General features: G+C 53.3%; 14 protein-coding genes. 12 read left to right on the top strand and 2 right to left on the bottom strand.

Going from position 1 to position 15,329, the window contains the following annotated elements; all coding sequences use genetic code 11:
• Window positions 1-115: 115 nt before the first annotated feature.
• Complete coding sequence (licT, locus tag LBW89_RS18685) at window positions 116-967, bottom strand: BglG family transcription antiterminator LicT (RefSeq protein ID WP_148451732.1); 852 nt, start codon at window positions 965-967, stop codon at window positions 116-118.
• Between the two features lie 210 nt (window positions 968-1,177).
• Here licT and LBW89_RS18680 point away from each other — a divergent pair, with 210 nt between their 5' ends.
• The 12 genes from LBW89_RS18680 (at window position 1,178) to LBW89_RS18625 (ending at window position 14,757) form a co-directional block, all read left to right on the top strand.
• On the top strand, window positions 1,178-1,465 hold the full coding sequence (locus LBW89_RS18680) for a stage VI sporulation protein F (protein ID WP_148451733.1): 288 nt from the start codon (window positions 1,178-1,180) through the stop codon (window positions 1,463-1,465).
• Window positions 1,466-2,198: 733 nt separating this feature from the next.
• Window positions 2,199-2,897: a helix-turn-helix domain-containing protein gene (locus LBW89_RS18675; protein ID WP_225039841.1), complete on the top strand. Its 699-nt coding sequence runs from the start codon at window positions 2,199-2,201 to the stop codon at window positions 2,895-2,897.
• 57 nt (window positions 2,898-2,954) lie between these two features.
• Complete coding sequence (gene map / locus LBW89_RS18670) at window positions 2,955-3,701, top strand: type I methionyl aminopeptidase (RefSeq protein WP_225039839.1); 747 nt, start codon at window positions 2,955-2,957, stop codon at window positions 3,699-3,701.
• Between the two features lie 207 nt (window positions 3,702-3,908).
• Entirely contained in the window at window positions 3,909-4,295 is a 387-nt protein-coding gene (locus LBW89_RS18665) for a hypothetical protein (RefSeq protein WP_148451736.1), read from the top strand.
• Complete coding sequence (locus LBW89_RS18660) at window positions 4,292-5,530, top strand: DNA polymerase IV (protein WP_225039837.1); 1,239 nt, start codon at window positions 4,292-4,294, stop codon at window positions 5,528-5,530. Before LBW89_RS18665 ends, LBW89_RS18660 begins: the two co-directional genes overlap by 4 nt.
• A complete protein-coding gene (locus LBW89_RS18655; protein WP_148451738.1) occupies window positions 5,527-5,856 on the top strand; it encodes a YolD-like family protein in 330 nt (109 codons plus the stop codon). Before LBW89_RS18660 ends, LBW89_RS18655 begins: the two co-directional genes overlap by 4 nt.
• A gap of 718 nt (window positions 5,857-6,574) precedes the next feature.
• Window positions 6,575-8,800 (top strand): hypothetical protein, encoded by a 2,226-nt coding sequence (locus LBW89_RS18650; protein WP_225039836.1) that lies wholly within the window; start codon window positions 6,575-6,577, stop codon window positions 8,798-8,800.
• 52 nt (window positions 8,801-8,852) lie between these two features.
• Window positions 8,853-10,046 (top strand): HEAT repeat domain-containing protein, encoded by a 1,194-nt coding sequence (locus LBW89_RS18645; protein WP_225039834.1) that lies wholly within the window; start codon window positions 8,853-8,855, stop codon window positions 10,044-10,046.
• A 43-nt stretch (window positions 10,047-10,089) separates the two neighbouring features.
• The gene (locus LBW89_RS18640; protein WP_148452675.1) at window positions 10,090-11,466 is read left to right on the top strand and encodes a glycosyltransferase family 2 protein; all 1,377 of its coding nucleotides are present in this window, start codon (window positions 10,090-10,092) and stop codon (window positions 11,464-11,466) included.
• 102 nt (window positions 11,467-11,568) lie between these two features.
• A complete protein-coding gene (locus tag LBW89_RS18635; RefSeq protein ID WP_148451741.1) occupies window positions 11,569-12,420 on the top strand; it encodes a response regulator transcription factor in 852 nt (283 codons plus the stop codon).
• A 32-nt stretch (window positions 12,421-12,452) separates the two neighbouring features.
• Entirely contained in the window at window positions 12,453-13,817 is a 1,365-nt protein-coding gene (locus LBW89_RS18630) for a nucleotide sugar dehydrogenase (RefSeq protein WP_225039832.1), read from the top strand.
• Between the two features lie 28 nt (window positions 13,818-13,845).
• Complete coding sequence (locus LBW89_RS18625) at window positions 13,846-14,757, top strand: hypothetical protein (RefSeq protein WP_148451743.1); 912 nt, start codon at window positions 13,846-13,848, stop codon at window positions 14,755-14,757.
• A 354-nt stretch (window positions 14,758-15,111) separates the two neighbouring features.
• On the opposite strand, the gene LBW89_RS18620 is transcribed toward LBW89_RS18625, so the two are convergent.
• On the bottom strand, window positions 15,112-15,329 hold a 218-nt coding region (locus LBW89_RS18620; RefSeq protein WP_225039830.1), incomplete at its 5' end, for a hypothetical protein.

The raw sequence follows: 15,329 nt of genomic DNA, 5'->3' as shown, positions 1-15,329 counted from the left end.
AGAAGTGATCATATGCCAGTCGTTTAGGTATCGCCTGCTTTACCAGTAACAATCCTTAAGTTTAGGTTGTAAGGTTACTATAAAACAAACGGTAAACGTTTGCAACCCATTTTTTTTATTCTTCGTCGTTTCGGGAAGTCACCCGCTGAATATGAATCGTCAAATACACCTTTTCGTCAATCGACATGGCGTTTTCATAATTTTGCTCCAGGTAGCGATTGATGACATTCATGCATGCAAAGGCTTTCGGGTATTTGATTTTAATCTGGTCATAGAGAAAATTGTCCCCCGAAGCGGAGCGCTCTTGTTCTCCGCTCAGCATCCGCTGCACAAAATATTGGATATGGGTGATAAAGCGGGAGTAGTTAAACGATTTTTCGTCCAGCTCCAGGTCGTAAAACTCGGTCACAATGTCGAAAATCTCGCTCATCACCTTCGTAATCTCGGCGGTCCGCTGCATGCCTTGTCCGTCCTGCCGGGCATTGACAAAATGCATCGCGATAAAACTCGCCTCGTCCTCATCCATCTCGATGTCAAAATGTTTCTTGATCAATTGGAGCGCATTTAGCCCGATCGCGAACTCTTTGGGGTAGAACTTTTTGATTTGCCAAAACAGCGCGTTTTTGAGATTCAGGGAATTTCTGTAACGGGAGACGGCAAAATGAATATGATCGATCAGGGTAATATAAATATTGTCATTGAAAATATTTCCCATCTCGCTTTTGGCATAGCTGATGATGTCATCGGCCAGGGAGAAGTAATCCGCGGAGGTCTCGCCAATCAGATCGATTAGTTTCTGCGGAACTTTCCCGGGCTTCAGAATAAAGGTTTTCTCGATCTTTTCCTCGTCCACCGTTTGCCCCGGCTTTTTCTTAAATCCCAGACCATTGCCGATGACCACAAATTCGTGACCGACCTGGTCTTCAGCACGAATCACGTTGTTGTTGAAAATTTGCCGGATAATCATGACGGCGCGTTCACTCCTTCTGCTCAAATCCATGCCTATGTATAGGGTTATCATCGGGCTTAAATTTTACAACCTACGATAGCACACACCCGGCAGCGAACACAATAGATTGCTGTGGCAGCCGGCAGCCGTTTTTTTCGGCACTATGTACAGCCACTCCCGCATATAAGTAGAGAGAAGGCCTTGAGGGACGGGAGGTGTAGAGTGCCGTTGAGTTATCATCAATACGGAATCAGTCCGCAGCTGGTGGAACGGGTCAAGCTGAAAATGAAGAATCCGGCGACCAAAGAGCGGGTGAAAAAACTGGTGGAAGGGTTGACAAAAGCCGACCTGCAGGATCGGGTCAAGGTTCGCCGGCTGGTCAAATCGGCAGCTTCGCTGCTGAACGAAAGGTTGAGCGGCGTCCAGGAGGAGCAGATCGTTCAATTTGTCGTGGCCCAAAGAATCGATCCGCAGAGCACGCTCCACTTGATCAGGCTGTGGGGGATGTTTCGCTAGGCTTAAACCCATTTGTCATCTTGCCGAAGCCTTGTCGGCAAACACGGTCAGCCGGAATATTCCGGCTGATTTTTGTTGGGGCTTTAGCCAGTTGAGTGCGCGAAGCGGGTGAGGCAAAACACCTGGGTTCGTTATCATGGGAGTGTTCAAGCTACTATGTATACCGAAAGGAAAAGGTGGCTTAATGGCTAATCGAAGTGATATGCCACCTACAAAGAGGCGCCTAATGTGCGTGCTTCCAAACTACCAACTCCAAAAGGATGCAAATCTGCAGGTATTTAGGCCGATCCTCGAGGGGATGGGAAAAAAGATGCAAATCTGCAGGAATTTCCAGCGATTTTAGAGAAACGAGCCGGTTTCGTCGAAAATTCCTGCAGATTTGCAGGAATTTTGAAATTTTGGGCCCCGAACAAGAAAAAAACATGCACATATGCAGGAACTTTATATTATCAGGTTGTCTGAAGGGGGACTAGTAATGAACGCACTACCCGTTTGACGGGTGGTTATGATTACCGGAAAATGAGCGGAATGATGATGGCGGATCTATGCGGCGTAAAGGGAAGTTCAGCGGGTTAACCGGATGTTAACCGGAGATACGGGGAAAGTTAAACGAGCGGGGATTGTAAAAATGAAGGTTGGGGTGGAGAATCGCCCTTGCGCGAAGAGAAGATTTGTTGTATTTTTAAATTGACATGACAGTAGGTCAAAAATAAATCGCAGGTGGTGGCATATCATGACACCTCGGACGAAGGAACAGAACGAACAGATCCGGAACCTTCGGATGTCGCAGATCTTGAAGGCCGCGGCCGATGTTTATCTCGAGCGGGGACAGCAGATGGAAATCCGCGACGTGGCGGCCGAGGCCGGATTAGGCTATGGAACGGTATACCATTATTACAAAAATAAAATGGATCTTCTGCATGATTTGATGCTCCAGGCGATGAGCCGGGCGGAGGAGATTCTGCTGTCCGCCGCGCTGGCGGCCGGACAGCCGGCTGCCGGCGCCGCCGTCAGCGCGGGGCCATCGGCGGAGCCCGGGCGCGGCCGTTACGCGGACGTGCGGGCCGCTCGCCCGGCGGCGGCCAACGGCACGGGCCCGCCGCAGCGAGCGCTCGCCGTCAAGCTGCTTCAGGCATGGGCGGAGGACCATGCCTTCTATTTGGCCTGCCGCCTGGGGGGCGAGCAATTCCGCCCGCTTCCCGAAGCGCAGGCGGAGCCGCTCGCGGCCGCATTCCGCGAGCAGGTGCTGCGCCCGCTGGCGGCGATCCTCGGCGCCCTTCCCGCCGCCGATCCGCAAGCGCCGGCGGACGGCGGCGAACCCGGACGCCGGGCCGAATGGCTGCTCGCCGCTTTGACGGGCTGCGCCTTGGCTCCCCTTCGCCGGGGAACGCTGCGCGACGAGGCGGCCCAGATCGCCGCGTTTTTATTTTGAATCCGCAGGCGCACCGCTACGGCGGATTTCTAATTTTTATAGAGTGGAGCGAAGGCAATGATTATATTGAAATCACCCAGGGAAATCGAAGAGATGAAAACGGCGGGCCAGATCGTGGCCGACTGCCACAGAGAGGTCGCCAAACTGATTGAGCCCGGTATCACCACGCTCGAGATCAACGATTTTGTCGCCAAGCACATCATTAAATTGGGCGGCAAGCAATTTACCAAAGGCTACAACGGATTCCCCGCGGAAACTTGCGCTTCGGTCAACGATGTGGTGGCGCATGGTTTTCCGTCCGCCAAACCGCTGCAGGAAGGGGATTTGCTCAAGCTGGATATCGTGGCGGAATACGGCGGCTGGTTCGGCGACTCCTGCTGGTGTTATACGATCGGCCAGCCCAGCCCAGCCGTGGAGCGCCTGCTCAAGGTCACCAAGGAATGCCTGGAGCTGGGCATTGCGCAGGCGATCCCGGGCAATCGGCTCGGGGATATTACCTCGGCCATCCAGAAGCACGCGGAATCGCACGGGTATTCCGTGGTTCGCGATCTTCTGGCTCATGGGGTCGGCCGCTCGCTGCATGAAGAGCCGAGCTACGAGCATGTCGGCGTAGCCGGGAAAGGCGTACGGCTCAAAGAAGGCATGGTTTTTACCATCGAGCCTATGATTAACGAAGGAACCTTTCGTATTTCAATTGATGCGGACGGATGGACCGCCAGAACGGCGGACGGCAAGCTTTCGGCCCAGTACGAACATACCGTGGCGCTGACCGCGGACGGACCGCTCATTTTAACCGCTCAATAATCACTCATGGCCGAAGGCCGGGGAGGACCGAGAAACATAGGCCCCCCGGCCTTTTTTGCGCGTATTGCCTTTTGCCCCAGATCCCTGCTGTATATCCAGCAATAACCTGTTGCTAAAGCGAATATTTGTTCGTATTATGAATACAATAAGAACAAACGTTCTTATGGAAGGTGAAAGTATGGGATGGGTTGTTAGGAGTGGGGACGCATGAAGACAATTCCTTGGCAAACGCCGGAAGAGGCGGAATTCGTAAAGGAGTACTTGCTGCTTCCCTTGATGCTGGATGTACTGGAGCGGGATCGGATCGCGATGGGCAGGGCCGGCTTGAAAATGCCGGAAGTCTACGACGTTTTGGTCCGGCTGCTGCAGGAGGCGATTACCGCCGACTTGGCCCAGGCCCGGAAAGGAATGAGAGAGCACGGAATGAAGGTATATGAAGAACATCGGACTTCCTTGGGATTGGAAGCGCGGTATCTTTGCCGGGGCTACCATTATGAATTTTCCATGCTGTGGGGGCTCGTCAAGGCGGAAATGCTGCGGCGGTTTTGCGCTTATTTGGGCATTGACATTGCGGAGAAGGGGATAGGGTCATGAAGACGGATGAGCGAATCGTGATGCTGGGAGACTGCCAGTCCTTTTATGCGAGCGTGGAAAAAGCGGACCATCCCCAATACGAGCATCGCCCGCTGGTGGTCGCCGGGGATCCGGAGCGCCGTTCCGGTATCGTCCTTGCGGCCTGCCCCAAGGCCAAGCAATACGGCATTACGACGGCCGAAACGCTGGGAACGGCGCTGGCCAAATGCCGGGACCTTGTCGTGATGCGGCCGAGGATGGAACGGTACATCCAGGTCTCGATGCAGATTACGGACATCATGAAGCAGTTCACGGACCTCGTGGAGCCTTACAGCATCGATGAGCAGCATCTGGACGTCACCGGGAGTCTCTCCTTGTTCGGCGATCCGATCCCGCTGGCCCGCAAAATTCAGGAGGAAATCCGGAGCAGGACGGGGGTATACAGCCGGTTCGGCATCAGCTATAACAAGGCGGTCAGTAAAATGGCCTGCGATAATTTCGCCAAAAAAAATGCGGACGGCATTTTTGTGCTGCCCAAGGAAATGCTGCCGAAGAAGCTCTGGCCGCTGCCGATTCGGAGTATGTTCATGGTCGGGTCCCGGATGGAGCGCCATTTTCAGCGGATGGGCATCCGCACGATCGGGCAGCTTGCGGCGACCCCGCTGTCCCGGCTGCGGCAGCGCTGGGGCGTAAACGGCGAAGTGCTGTGGCGCATCGCCAACGGGATCGACCCTTCGCCCGTGAGTCCGGGCAGCCATCAGGGCGAGAAGTCCGTCGGCCACGAAATGACGCTGCCCCGCGATTACTACACGCTCCAAGAGATCGCGGTGCCGCTTCTGGAACTGACCGAGCTGGTCTGCCGGCGCTGCCGTGACAAAGGGTATATGGGCGGCGTGGTGAGCGTGGGGTGCCGGGGAGCGGACTTCGATCATCCGACAGGATTTTTCCGCCAGATCAAGCTGGGGGACCCGACGAATATCACCAACCAGGTCTATCAAACGGTAATGGGCCTTTTTCGCCGGCATTGGGACGGTGAGCCGGTACGGAAGGTAGGGGTCACTTTGTCGGGGCTGGTGCGGGACGACGAGTATCAGCTGCTGCTTTTTGACGAGCGTCCCAAATACCAGGCTCTGGAGAAGGCCACGGATGAAATCAAACGGAAGTATGGGGAATCGGCGATATTGCGGGCGGTTTCCCTGACCGCACCGGGTCAGGCCCGGGATCGGGCCGGCAAGATAGGAGGGCATTACCGATGAAAGGGAAGCTGCACGGCAACGGGCTCTGGGAGTCGTCCAGAATGATGCTCCCCGAGCACAAAGAGGCGATTTTGGAATATAACCGCAGACAGCACCGCCGTTCGCGCATCCTGTTGGATGAGCAGGAGATGGAGGAGATTTCCCGGCGGATTGCGGAGTCGTTAAGGGACAACAAAGAAATCGGCCTGAGGCTCTACGGAGAGTTCGGAGACCGGCGGGTTCGGGGAGTCGTGGAAGCGGTGCGACCGGGAGAGCGGCGTTTTCGGCTGAATACGGACGGAAATCCGGAATGGATCGCCTTTGCGGACATCGTTTCGGCGGAATAATACGAGCCAAGGAACGGAAAGAGAACATAGAACAGCCAAAGGGCTGTTCTTTTTTTGTCCGAAGATTGGAGCAGGAGACGCAGAAAAAGAAAAAACGGGAACGAAGTCCTCTTTAAAATTAGGAAGGAAGTCGCTAAACCGGCAAAAAGGGAATCAACCGAAAATGGACTGAAAATGCATCAAGTAACCAAAGGGCCTAATATGGGACCAGAGTATGTTTTTTATCACAGACGTTGTCATTTCAGAACTCGCAAAAATCCGCGGTGTTACGCGATTTTCTGCTAAGACTTAGGTATCAATTTTGTAACCTTTATGGAAATGCGTGTAAAAAATGAGCGAAACTTCGAATCATTTGCTGCGTCTAATTAGGGCGAAAAGGCTCAAGCGCCTCCTCCGTGAAAACAATCGTATGGAAATTCATCATGAAATGTAGGGGTTTTCAAAACTTTTTTCACGGACAAAAAAGGATAGGGGCAGGACAGGCGGACTTCCTGATTTTGGGAGCTAGGTGCCAAAGACGCGGTGGTTTTCCGGGAAAGGACCCAAAAACAAAACACTTCCATCAGCCTAGTTACATTCCATGTTCACTTGGTTAATGATAGAAGTAATTTGAGGAGTGGAGGTGTGTGTGAGGGACCGTACTGATCATCGCCTGCATACAAAAAGATAGCGAGGTGAAAAAAAGGGGTCAGCGATTGTAATGATCTCTTGAGGACCGATGACAAGATTAGCGCGAAAAAGGCTAGCCATTTGGATAGCGCTCGGCGCGGCCCTGATCGCCGGGGGAATTGCTCTATACTTCTGGTTGAAGCCGCCGATCCCTGTCAGCTCCGCCACTTCCGATGGGGATAAGATGAAATTCCAAACCTCGGGAGACAAGTTCATGGAATACCGGGGCGACGGGGCCTGGAACGAAATCTTCGTAAAGGGCGTAAATTTGGGCGCGACGGTTCCCGGACATTTTCCGGGAGAATTCCCGATCACCGAGGAGGATTATCTGCGTTGGTTCCGGCAAATTGACGAGATGGGCGCCAACGTCATCCGGATTTATACGGTACACAATCCGGTATTTTATAAGTCGCTGGTGAAGTACAACCGGGATAAGGTAGACGATCCGCTGTATTTTATCCAGGGAATCTGGTCCCCGGAGGAGCAGTTGATCGAGCTGCAGGACGCGTACAATCCGGGGATTAAAGAAAAGTTCCACAAGGAGATCGAAAAGGCGGTCAAAGCCGTGTACGGCGATCTCAATGCCGACCCGGTTCCCGGAGAATCGGGAGGGAAATACACCGCCAACGCGGGCCCGTTCCTGATGGGCTGGCACATCGGAACCGAATGGGACCCGGAAATGGTCGACAATACGAACAAAGTGCATGCGGGAACGGAACCTTACAAAGGCAAGCACTTTGCGGCCAAGGCGGACGCCAGTCCGTTCGAGAGCTGGCTCGCCGAGTTGGTTGACCAAACGGCCCAGTTGGAGAAAAAATACGGTTGGGAGCACCCGATCACCTTTACGAACTGGGTGACGACGGACGTGCTGGAGCATCCGGGCGAACCGCTGTTCGAAGAGGATCTGGCCAGCGTCGATGCGACGAAAATCGAGCCGGTCAATTGGGAAGCGGGGTACTTTGCGGCCTATCACGTCTACCCGTACTACCCGGATTTCTTCCACCTCGATAAAACGCTGGAGACGATTCCGGAGGGGAACGACTACAACACGTACAAAGCTTACTTGAAACAACTGAAGGCGCACTACAAGGATATCCCGATTATGGTTACGGAATACGGCGTTCCTTCTTCGCTCGGCGTATCGCACTTGGGCCGCGGCGGACGAAATCAGGGAGGCCACAGTGAGAAGGAACAGGGCGAAATCAACGTGTCTCTAACCAAGGATATTTACGATGAGGGATATGCGGGTGCGATTCTGTTCATGTGGCAGGACGAATGGTTCAAGAAGACTTGGAACACGATGCGCTTTGAAATTCCGGAAGACCGGCGTTCCTATTGGCTGAACGTGCTGACCAACGAGAAGCTTTTCGGCCTGCTGTCGCTGGGGCCCGGTAAAGAGGATCAAATTATCATCGACGGGAAATTGAACGACTGGGCTGCTTTACCCGAAGGGGAAGTCAAGTCGTGGGAAAATCCGGTTCCCGGCATGAAGCAGCTCCGTGTCACGCATGACGAAGCTTACGTTTATGTGGGAATGACGCTGGAACAGCCGTTCGATCCGAAAAAAAGTCAGGTTTACCTGGGCACCGATGTTTTGCCCGGCGGCGACCAACCGGTCAACGAACTGCCCGGCAAATCGCTGAGCGAAGGACTGGAAGGCATGGTTGTGATCGGAACGGACGAAGAAACCCAGGTGAAAGTAGCTCCGAGCTACGATTTCCACCAGCGTTTATACGGACGATACGGATACTGGATGCTGGACGATCCGACCGCGGAACAGAAGAAACAGTTCCGGCCGTGGAAACTGGCGGTGAGTTTGACGATGACGCCTCCCGATACCCGCTTCGCCAACCCGTTCATGGATATGACGGTCGGCAAGCTGCTAAGGGGCACTTCGGACCGGAACAGCGAAGCGTTCAACTCGCTGACTTCATGGCAATACAGCGGCAATGAGGTAGAGCTGCGCATTCCATGGATGCTGTTGGGCTTCGCCGACCCGAGCTCCCTGCAGGTGATCGATTACGGGCCGCTGAAGAAAGACCGCACCTTCGCCACGACGAAGACGCAAGGCATCACCTTCGTCCCGTGGATCAAGGACCGGGCCAGCGGAAACGTATCCTGGCCGGGAGGGGTCGGCGGAACGCTCGATCTGGGCGGACAGCCGAAGTACACTTGGTCTCCTTGGGAGACGGTCAAGTACACGGAGCACTTGAAGTCAGGCTACACCGCATTGAAGGAGTTTTACGAAACGCTGCCGGATCACAGATCCCCTTAGCTATGACGACACAAACAATCGTGCTTGTATCAGGAAGGAGGAGCTATTCTTTATGTATTCGCACCTTACCGTAGCCGTCTATTTCATCTACGGTTGCCTAGGATTAATTCTCGCAGGGATGCTGACGTTGTTCTGGCTCCGGATTAGAGCGATCCGCACGGCAAAGAAGACGGAAATCTATCTTCAGAAGCATCAGGACTATTTCAAATTTGTTCAAACCCATTTGAGCGGGGTTTCCGAATTGCCGCTGCCGCCGGGAAAACTGACTCCGCTGGAGCGGCGGGTCATTCAGCAGCGGATCATGGAATGGATCGAGCAGCTGAAAGGCGATATGCGCGACAAGCTGATCAAGCTGTGTCGTGACGCGGGATTCGTCGACGACGACATCAAGCTCCTGGACAGCTTGCTCTACGGCCGGCGGATTGCCGCGGCTTACCGCTTGGGCGGAATGCGGGCGGCGGAAGCCGTGCCGAGAATGCTGCTCATGCTGGAGCAGCAAAAGTACAGCCCGCTGTCGATCGTCATCGCCCGCTCGATCGCCAAGTGCGCGGAGCGCGAGGAGCAGCTTACGGAGATGCTGAAGCATTTGCTCCGGCACGGCAAACCGATTCATAATCTGGCGGCGGACATCCTGATGGAAACGAGTCTGGATGCCAGCCGGCTCCTGCTCAAGCTGCTGGATGACGAAAATCCGGATTTTGTCAAAGTGGCGCTCGTCGCCATGTGGGGGCAGGCCGTACCCGAGGTCGTTCCTTCGCTGGACCGCCTGGTCGGCGCGGAGGAGAAAGAGGTACGGGCCAGCGCGGTCAAGCTTTACTTAAGCTCCAATCCCGTGCTGAAGGACGAAACCATTCGTCAATTGATGGCGGACACGGATTGGGAAGTCCGGGCCGCCGTGGCCAAGTCGCTCGGCAACACGCACGCGGCCGGCAGCATCCCGCTGTTGCGCGCGGCTCTGCAGGATCTGCACTGGCGGGTGCGCAACAACAGTGCGGAAAGCTTAGCCAAGCTGGGCGAGACCGGATTTGAGGTGCTGTGCCAAATCGCCAAGCACGGGTCCGGGGTCGAACGCGAAACCGCGTTGTATTACGTGGAGAAAACGATGGCGCAGGAAGGCGAACATCAGAAGCTGGATCAGATGGTCGCCTATAACAAAAAGAAGCTGCTGTACGAACGGTACTTCGGGGTTGCCGAAGCGAAGCCGGTTCGACAGGTCGCAGCGGTCGGAGGGGATTATACTGCTTAGGGATATCTTGCTCATTTACGGCCTATTTGCGACGTACTACGTAATGACCGTAAATGTCATCTATTTTTCGATCATGACTTTTTCGTTCCGCAATATTATGACGATTTTCCGCCGGGCGGCGTATTCCAAGTACAATACGCTTTCCGGGTCCGAGCTGGTCCCGTCGATTTCCCTGCTGGTTCCGGCGTACAACGAGGAATTGACGGTCATTGAAAACGTAAAATGTCTGATGACGCTGAATTACCCGACCTATGAGGTCATCGTCATCAACGACGGTTCCAGCGACGACACGCTGGGCGTGCTTCGGAGAGAGTTCGGGCTCGAACCGCTGCCGAACCCGGAGATGCGGAACTCGATCGACTGCCAGCCGATTAATGCGGTTTACCATAATCCTCAGTATCCGCATCTGTATGTAATTGATAAGCCGAACGGCGGCAAGGCCGATTCGCTTAATGCGGGCATTAACTTGTCCCATTACCCGCTGATTTCTTCCATCGATGCGGACTCCTTGCTGGAGAAAGACGCCTTGATCCGGATGGCGCGGACGTATATGGAGAACCCGGAAGAAACCGTGGCCATCGGCGGGGATGTGCGCATCGCCAACGGCTGTGTCATCGAGAACGGGGCGGTCAAGGAAGTTTCGCTGCCGCGTAAAATGTGGCCGATGTTCCAGGCGGTCGAATACCTCAAGGCGTTCCTTGGCGGCCGGATCGGCTGGAGCTCCATTAACGGCCTGATTATCGTATCCGGCGCATTCGGGCTTTTCCGCAAGGATTATGTGATCGCCGTCGGGGGCTACCGGGGCGGATATCCCGGAGAGGATATGAACATTATTATCAAGCTGCACCGTTACATGCTGGAGAACAAACTGAAATACCGGGTCGCCTTCTGTCCGGAAGCGGTCTGCTGGACCCAGGCTCCGGACACGTACCGGATTCTGTCCAACCAGCGCAAGCGCTGGGGGCGGGGAAATCTTAAGAACATGATCGAAAACTACGACATGGCGTTCAATCCGAAATACAAAGTGATGGGGCTCCTCACGATGCCGTACAACATCATTTTTGAAGCGTTGAACCCTTACTTCAAGATCACGGGTCTTCTGGCTCTGATCGGTTATACGATGATGGATATGACGCATTGGAGAGTGCTCGCGGTATTTTGGCTGATCAACTTCCTCAGCGGTTATTTGCTCAGTATCGGGGCGCTGCTGCTGGAAGAACTGGCTTTTAAACGGTTTAGCAAACTGTCCGACCTCGTTCGGATGATGCTTTACTCCATGTTCAAATTTTTCGGATACGCCCAGCTCGGAGGGCTGTGGCGGATTCAGGGGCACATTCAATATTTGCGCAACAACAACTCCTGGGGGACGATGACCCGGCAAAGCTGGCAAGAGAAAAGCGACACAGCCAAACCGGCGTAACCTGCATTCCCTGAAGGGAGTTGATGCAAAAGCCAGAAGCGGCCAAGGCCGAATCCTTGGCTAGACAAAAAAATCTATTACGGAAAGAAGGCGGGATGAGAGATGCTGAATACGGCATTGCAAAGCAAGCAAGAGCAGACCAGCTTATATATGGATATCGAGCAAAGCGTCAAGGAAGCGGCCTACGAAACCAACGGGATTTTGTTCATTTCTTGCGCAGGCGGGCCAACTTACTTGGAGAAGCAAGTGCGTGGCATTTTGGAATCCCAGCCCGGGGTGAATCCCAAGATTTGGGGCGGCGAAGAGCCGGGCTCCCTGTTCATTCTTTTCCCGGGGCAAACGCTCGACGCGGTGCACTTTCAAGGGCTGCTGCTCAAACAGCGGCTTCAGGAAAGCATGCCGGACTTGGTGGTCCGGATGACTCTAACAAGCTTTCCTGAAAAAAAGCAGCTGACGCAGGAGGTGTTGATCAAGATGGAGGACTCGGTAAAGCAACAGGCCTCCGGAGAAATCCACATTTTTACGCGTGAAGAGATGAAAACCATGCGCAGCCGCATTTTGATTGTGGAAGGGGACGCAACGGTCCGCGAGTTTCTGGAAATTCGCCTGCAGATGCAGGGTTATGAAACGGCCGTGGCCGACAACGGCTTGTCCGCCTTGGAAACGATCGAATCCTGGAAGCCCGATTTGGTGCTGACGGAGCTTAATCTGTATGGTATCGACGGATTGCCTTATATTCACCATATTCAACAACTGCAAGTTCCTGCGGTGCCGAAAATCGTAGTCCTGACCGAGCAAAGAGTGGAGCAGACGATCAGCCTATGCTTCCAAAACGGAGTGGACGATTATATCACCAAGCCGTTCTCCCCCGTGGAGCTGGACGCCCGGATTCGCCGTTCGCTGAATTCTTTGAGAATGAACCTGCAAGGGTTGAACTCCCAGCATATCAAATAAAAATCTATATAGATAAAATGGAGGTTGGAGCAGTGAATAATCAATATCAGAAATTACTGGAAGCCATCGAATCGAAAAACGCAGTTTTGGGTGTGGTCGGTCTTGGATATGTCGGCCTTCCCCTGGCTGTCGAAATGGTGAAGCAAGGTTTTCGTGTGGTAGGTATTGACCTGGATGCCGGCAAAGTCGATCGACTATATCGCGGAGAATCCTATATTCATGATATTTCTGACGAGACCCTCGGTGAAGTCATGGCTACGGGACGGTTCAAACCAACGACGGACTATGCTTCCCTGCGGGAGATTGATGCGATCAGTATCTGCGTTCCGACTCCGCTCAGCGAAAATCAGGATCCGGATACCTCTTACATCGTAACGGTGGTTGAGCAAATCAAACGTTTCATGAAAAAGGGCATCCTGATCACATTGGAAAGCACGACTTACCCCGGAACCACGGAAGAGCTGATCCAGCGGGAACTGGAAAAGCTCGGCTATGTGGTAGGCGAGGACTTCTTCCTCTGCTTCTCTCCGGAACGTGTCGATCCTTCGAATGCGAAATTCAATACCTTCAATACGCCGAAAGTGATCGGCGGAACGACGGAGGCCTGCCTCGCTCTGGGCACGGCGCTGTACAGCAAGTATGTTCAAACGGTCGTTCCCGTCAGCTCGCCTAAAGTGGCCGAGATGTCGAAACTTTTGGAGAATACGTTCCGCAGCGTCAACATAGCCTTCATTAACGAAATGGCCATGATGTGCGACCGGATGGGCATCGACATCTGGGAAGTGATCGACGCGGCCAAAACCAAGCCGTTCGGGTTTATGCCGTTTTATCCGGGGCCGGGAATCGGCGGACATTGCATTCCGCTGGATCCGATGTACCTGTCCTGGAAAGCGAAAGGCTTCCGCTTCTACAGCCAGTTTATCGAACTCGCCCAGTCGACCAATGACAATATGCCTTACTATGTAGTCAACAAAACATCCAAGATTTTGAACGAATATGCGAAGTCAATTAAAAAATCGAACATTCTCATTCTGGGAATGGCTTATAAGCCGGATATCAGCGATCTGCGCGAATCGCCGGCGCTGGAGGTTTATGAGCTTTACAAAGATAGTGGAGCGAAGGTGGATTTCTACGACCCTTACGCGACGAGTTTCCGCGACAAACACGGGATTACCGTGCCAAGCGTGGCGTACGACCTGGAGAAATTCAAAACGTACGATTGCATTGTGCTGGTGACCAATCACAGTAACCTGGATTACGGAGCCATCGCTCATCTCGGCGTACCGATCGTGGATACGCGCAACGCATTCCGCGACTTCAAATTGCCGCATATTTACAAGATCGGCCATTCGGTACAGCATGTGGCTGAAGCCAACGAGGCTCTGATCGTCGGATAAGGGGCTTGCGTAGACAAGGGAGGCGGTGATGAAAATGAAAAGCGCCGGAGCGAACCGAAGAAGACAGCTTCTGATCCTGTGCGGGGGGATCGCCTTATCCCTTCTTCTGCTCGTCATCCGCCCTTCCCCCTCGGAAGCCAAGGCAACCTGGCTTTGGAATACGAAGCTGATCCAGCAAAACGGCGAGGACATCATCCATTTTGCCAAGAAGCAGCGCATTAAAGTGATTTTTTTGCAAATCAGCGGGGATGTGAAAGAGGAAAGTTATCGTCATTTTGTACGTCTGGCCTCCTCCGAGGGCTTGGAGGTTCATGCGTTGAACGGACAGCCGGAATGGGCCTTGCAAAAATACCAACAAGAAGCGAAAGATTTCCTCGAATGGGTCAAGGAGTACAACCGGAAAGCCGCACCGGAGGAGAAGTTTACCGGCGTACAGTTCGATGTGGAACCTTACCTGCTGGATAATTGGGAAGCACGCAAGGCATCCATCGTCGAGCAGTGGGTGGAGAATATCCGGGTCTGGGTCGAAGCGGGCAAAGGCAGCGACTTTGAGATCGGTGCCGCGGTTCCCTTCTGGTTGAACGATATCAACTATCCGGGATCCAAAGCGCGGTTAAACCAGTGGATGCTGGAAAAGTTCGACTATGTGGCCATCATGTCTTACCGCGACGAGGCGGACCGGATCTATCAGGCGGCCCGGGCGACCCTGGAGGAAGGAGACCGCAAGAAGAAGCAGGTATGGGTCGGTGTAGAGGTCGGGAAGAGCAAGGAAGGACCGGGCGTGTCTTTTCACGAAAAACCTTTCGTCTCTCTGATCGGAGAGATGAATAAGTTGGTTAAGCTGGTGAAGGATCATTCCTCCTTTGCCGGCATTGCGGTTCACAGTTACGAGCCTTGGAGAAACAAACAGGGCCTGTGGGAACGATCGCTTAAGGAATAGCTTTGAGAAACAGCAGCAACCCGGAGCATAAGGCTCCGGGTTGTTTTTCGTTAGTAGCTTTAGCCAGTTGAGCTCGCGAAGCGCGCGAAACAAGAAGCTACCTGTTATGCGGGTGGTGTAGTGATGCTTATAGCACTGATGTTGGGGTTGTTATCATAGGAGTGTTCAAGCTACGATGTATAAAGAAAAGAAAAGGTGGCTTAATGGCTAATCGAAGTGATATGTCACATACAAAGAGGCGCTTAGCGTACTTTCAAGCTTCCAACTCCAAAAAGATGCAAATCTGCAGGTATTTAGGCCGATTCCCGAGGGGATGCGAAAAAAGATGCAAATCTGCAGGAATTTTCAGCGATTTTAGAGAAACGAGCCGGTTTCGTCGAAAATTCCTGCAGATTTGCAGGAATTTTGAAATTTTTGGTCCCAACCAAGAAAAAACATGCACATAAAGTCGATTTCATAATTCAAAAGCCTTGACACGACTGAGTTTTCTACAGCAAAAAAAGGAACACCTCCCCAAGTTCTCGAAGTTATAGTTGACCAAAACCATAACCCAAGAAAAAAAGGAGGGTTCC

It is taken from the genome of Paenibacillus sp. alder61 (assembly GCF_020179875.1).
GTDB classification, from domain to species: domain Bacteria; phylum Bacillota; class Bacilli; order Paenibacillales; family Paenibacillaceae; genus Fontibacillus; species Fontibacillus faecis.
Note: the sequence above shows the minus strand (reverse complement) of the source record. Positions and strands in the feature narration are given on the sequence as shown.

Excerpts from the sequence above, each read along its gene's own strand:
- LBW89_RS18655 (WP_148451738.1), top strand. The coding sequence starts at position 5,527 with ATGAAAGGGAAGCTGCACGGCAACGGGCTCTGGGAGTCGTCCAGAATG.
- LBW89_RS18640 (WP_148452675.1), top strand. The coding sequence starts at position 10,090 with ATGACCGTAAATGTCATCTATTTTTCGATCATGACTTTTTCGTTCCGC.
- map (WP_225039839.1), top strand. The coding sequence starts at position 2,955 with ATGATTATATTGAAATCACCCAGGGAAATCGAAGAGATGAAAACGGCG.
- LBW89_RS18650 (WP_225039836.1), top strand. The coding sequence starts at position 6,575 with ATGACAAGATTAGCGCGAAAAAGGCTAGCCATTTGGATAGCGCTCGGC.
- LBW89_RS18660 (WP_225039837.1), top strand. The coding sequence starts at position 4,292 with ATGAAGACGGATGAGCGAATCGTGATGCTGGGAGACTGCCAGTCCTTT.
- LBW89_RS18665 (WP_148451736.1), top strand. The coding sequence starts at position 3,909 with ATGAAGACAATTCCTTGGCAAACGCCGGAAGAGGCGGAATTCGTAAAG.
- LBW89_RS18635 (WP_148451741.1), top strand. The coding sequence starts at position 11,569 with ATGCTGAATACGGCATTGCAAAGCAAGCAAGAGCAGACCAGCTTATAT.
- LBW89_RS18625 (WP_148451743.1), top strand. The coding sequence starts at position 13,846 with ATGAAAATGAAAAGCGCCGGAGCGAACCGAAGAAGACAGCTTCTGATC.
- LBW89_RS18675 (WP_225039841.1), top strand. The coding sequence starts at position 2,199 with ATGACACCTCGGACGAAGGAACAGAACGAACAGATCCGGAACCTTCGG.
- LBW89_RS18645 (WP_225039834.1), top strand. The coding sequence starts at position 8,853 with ATGTATTCGCACCTTACCGTAGCCGTCTATTTCATCTACGGTTGCCTA.
- licT (WP_148451732.1), bottom strand. The coding sequence starts at position 967 with ATGATTATCCGGCAAATTTTCAACAACAACGTGATTCGTGCTGAAGAC.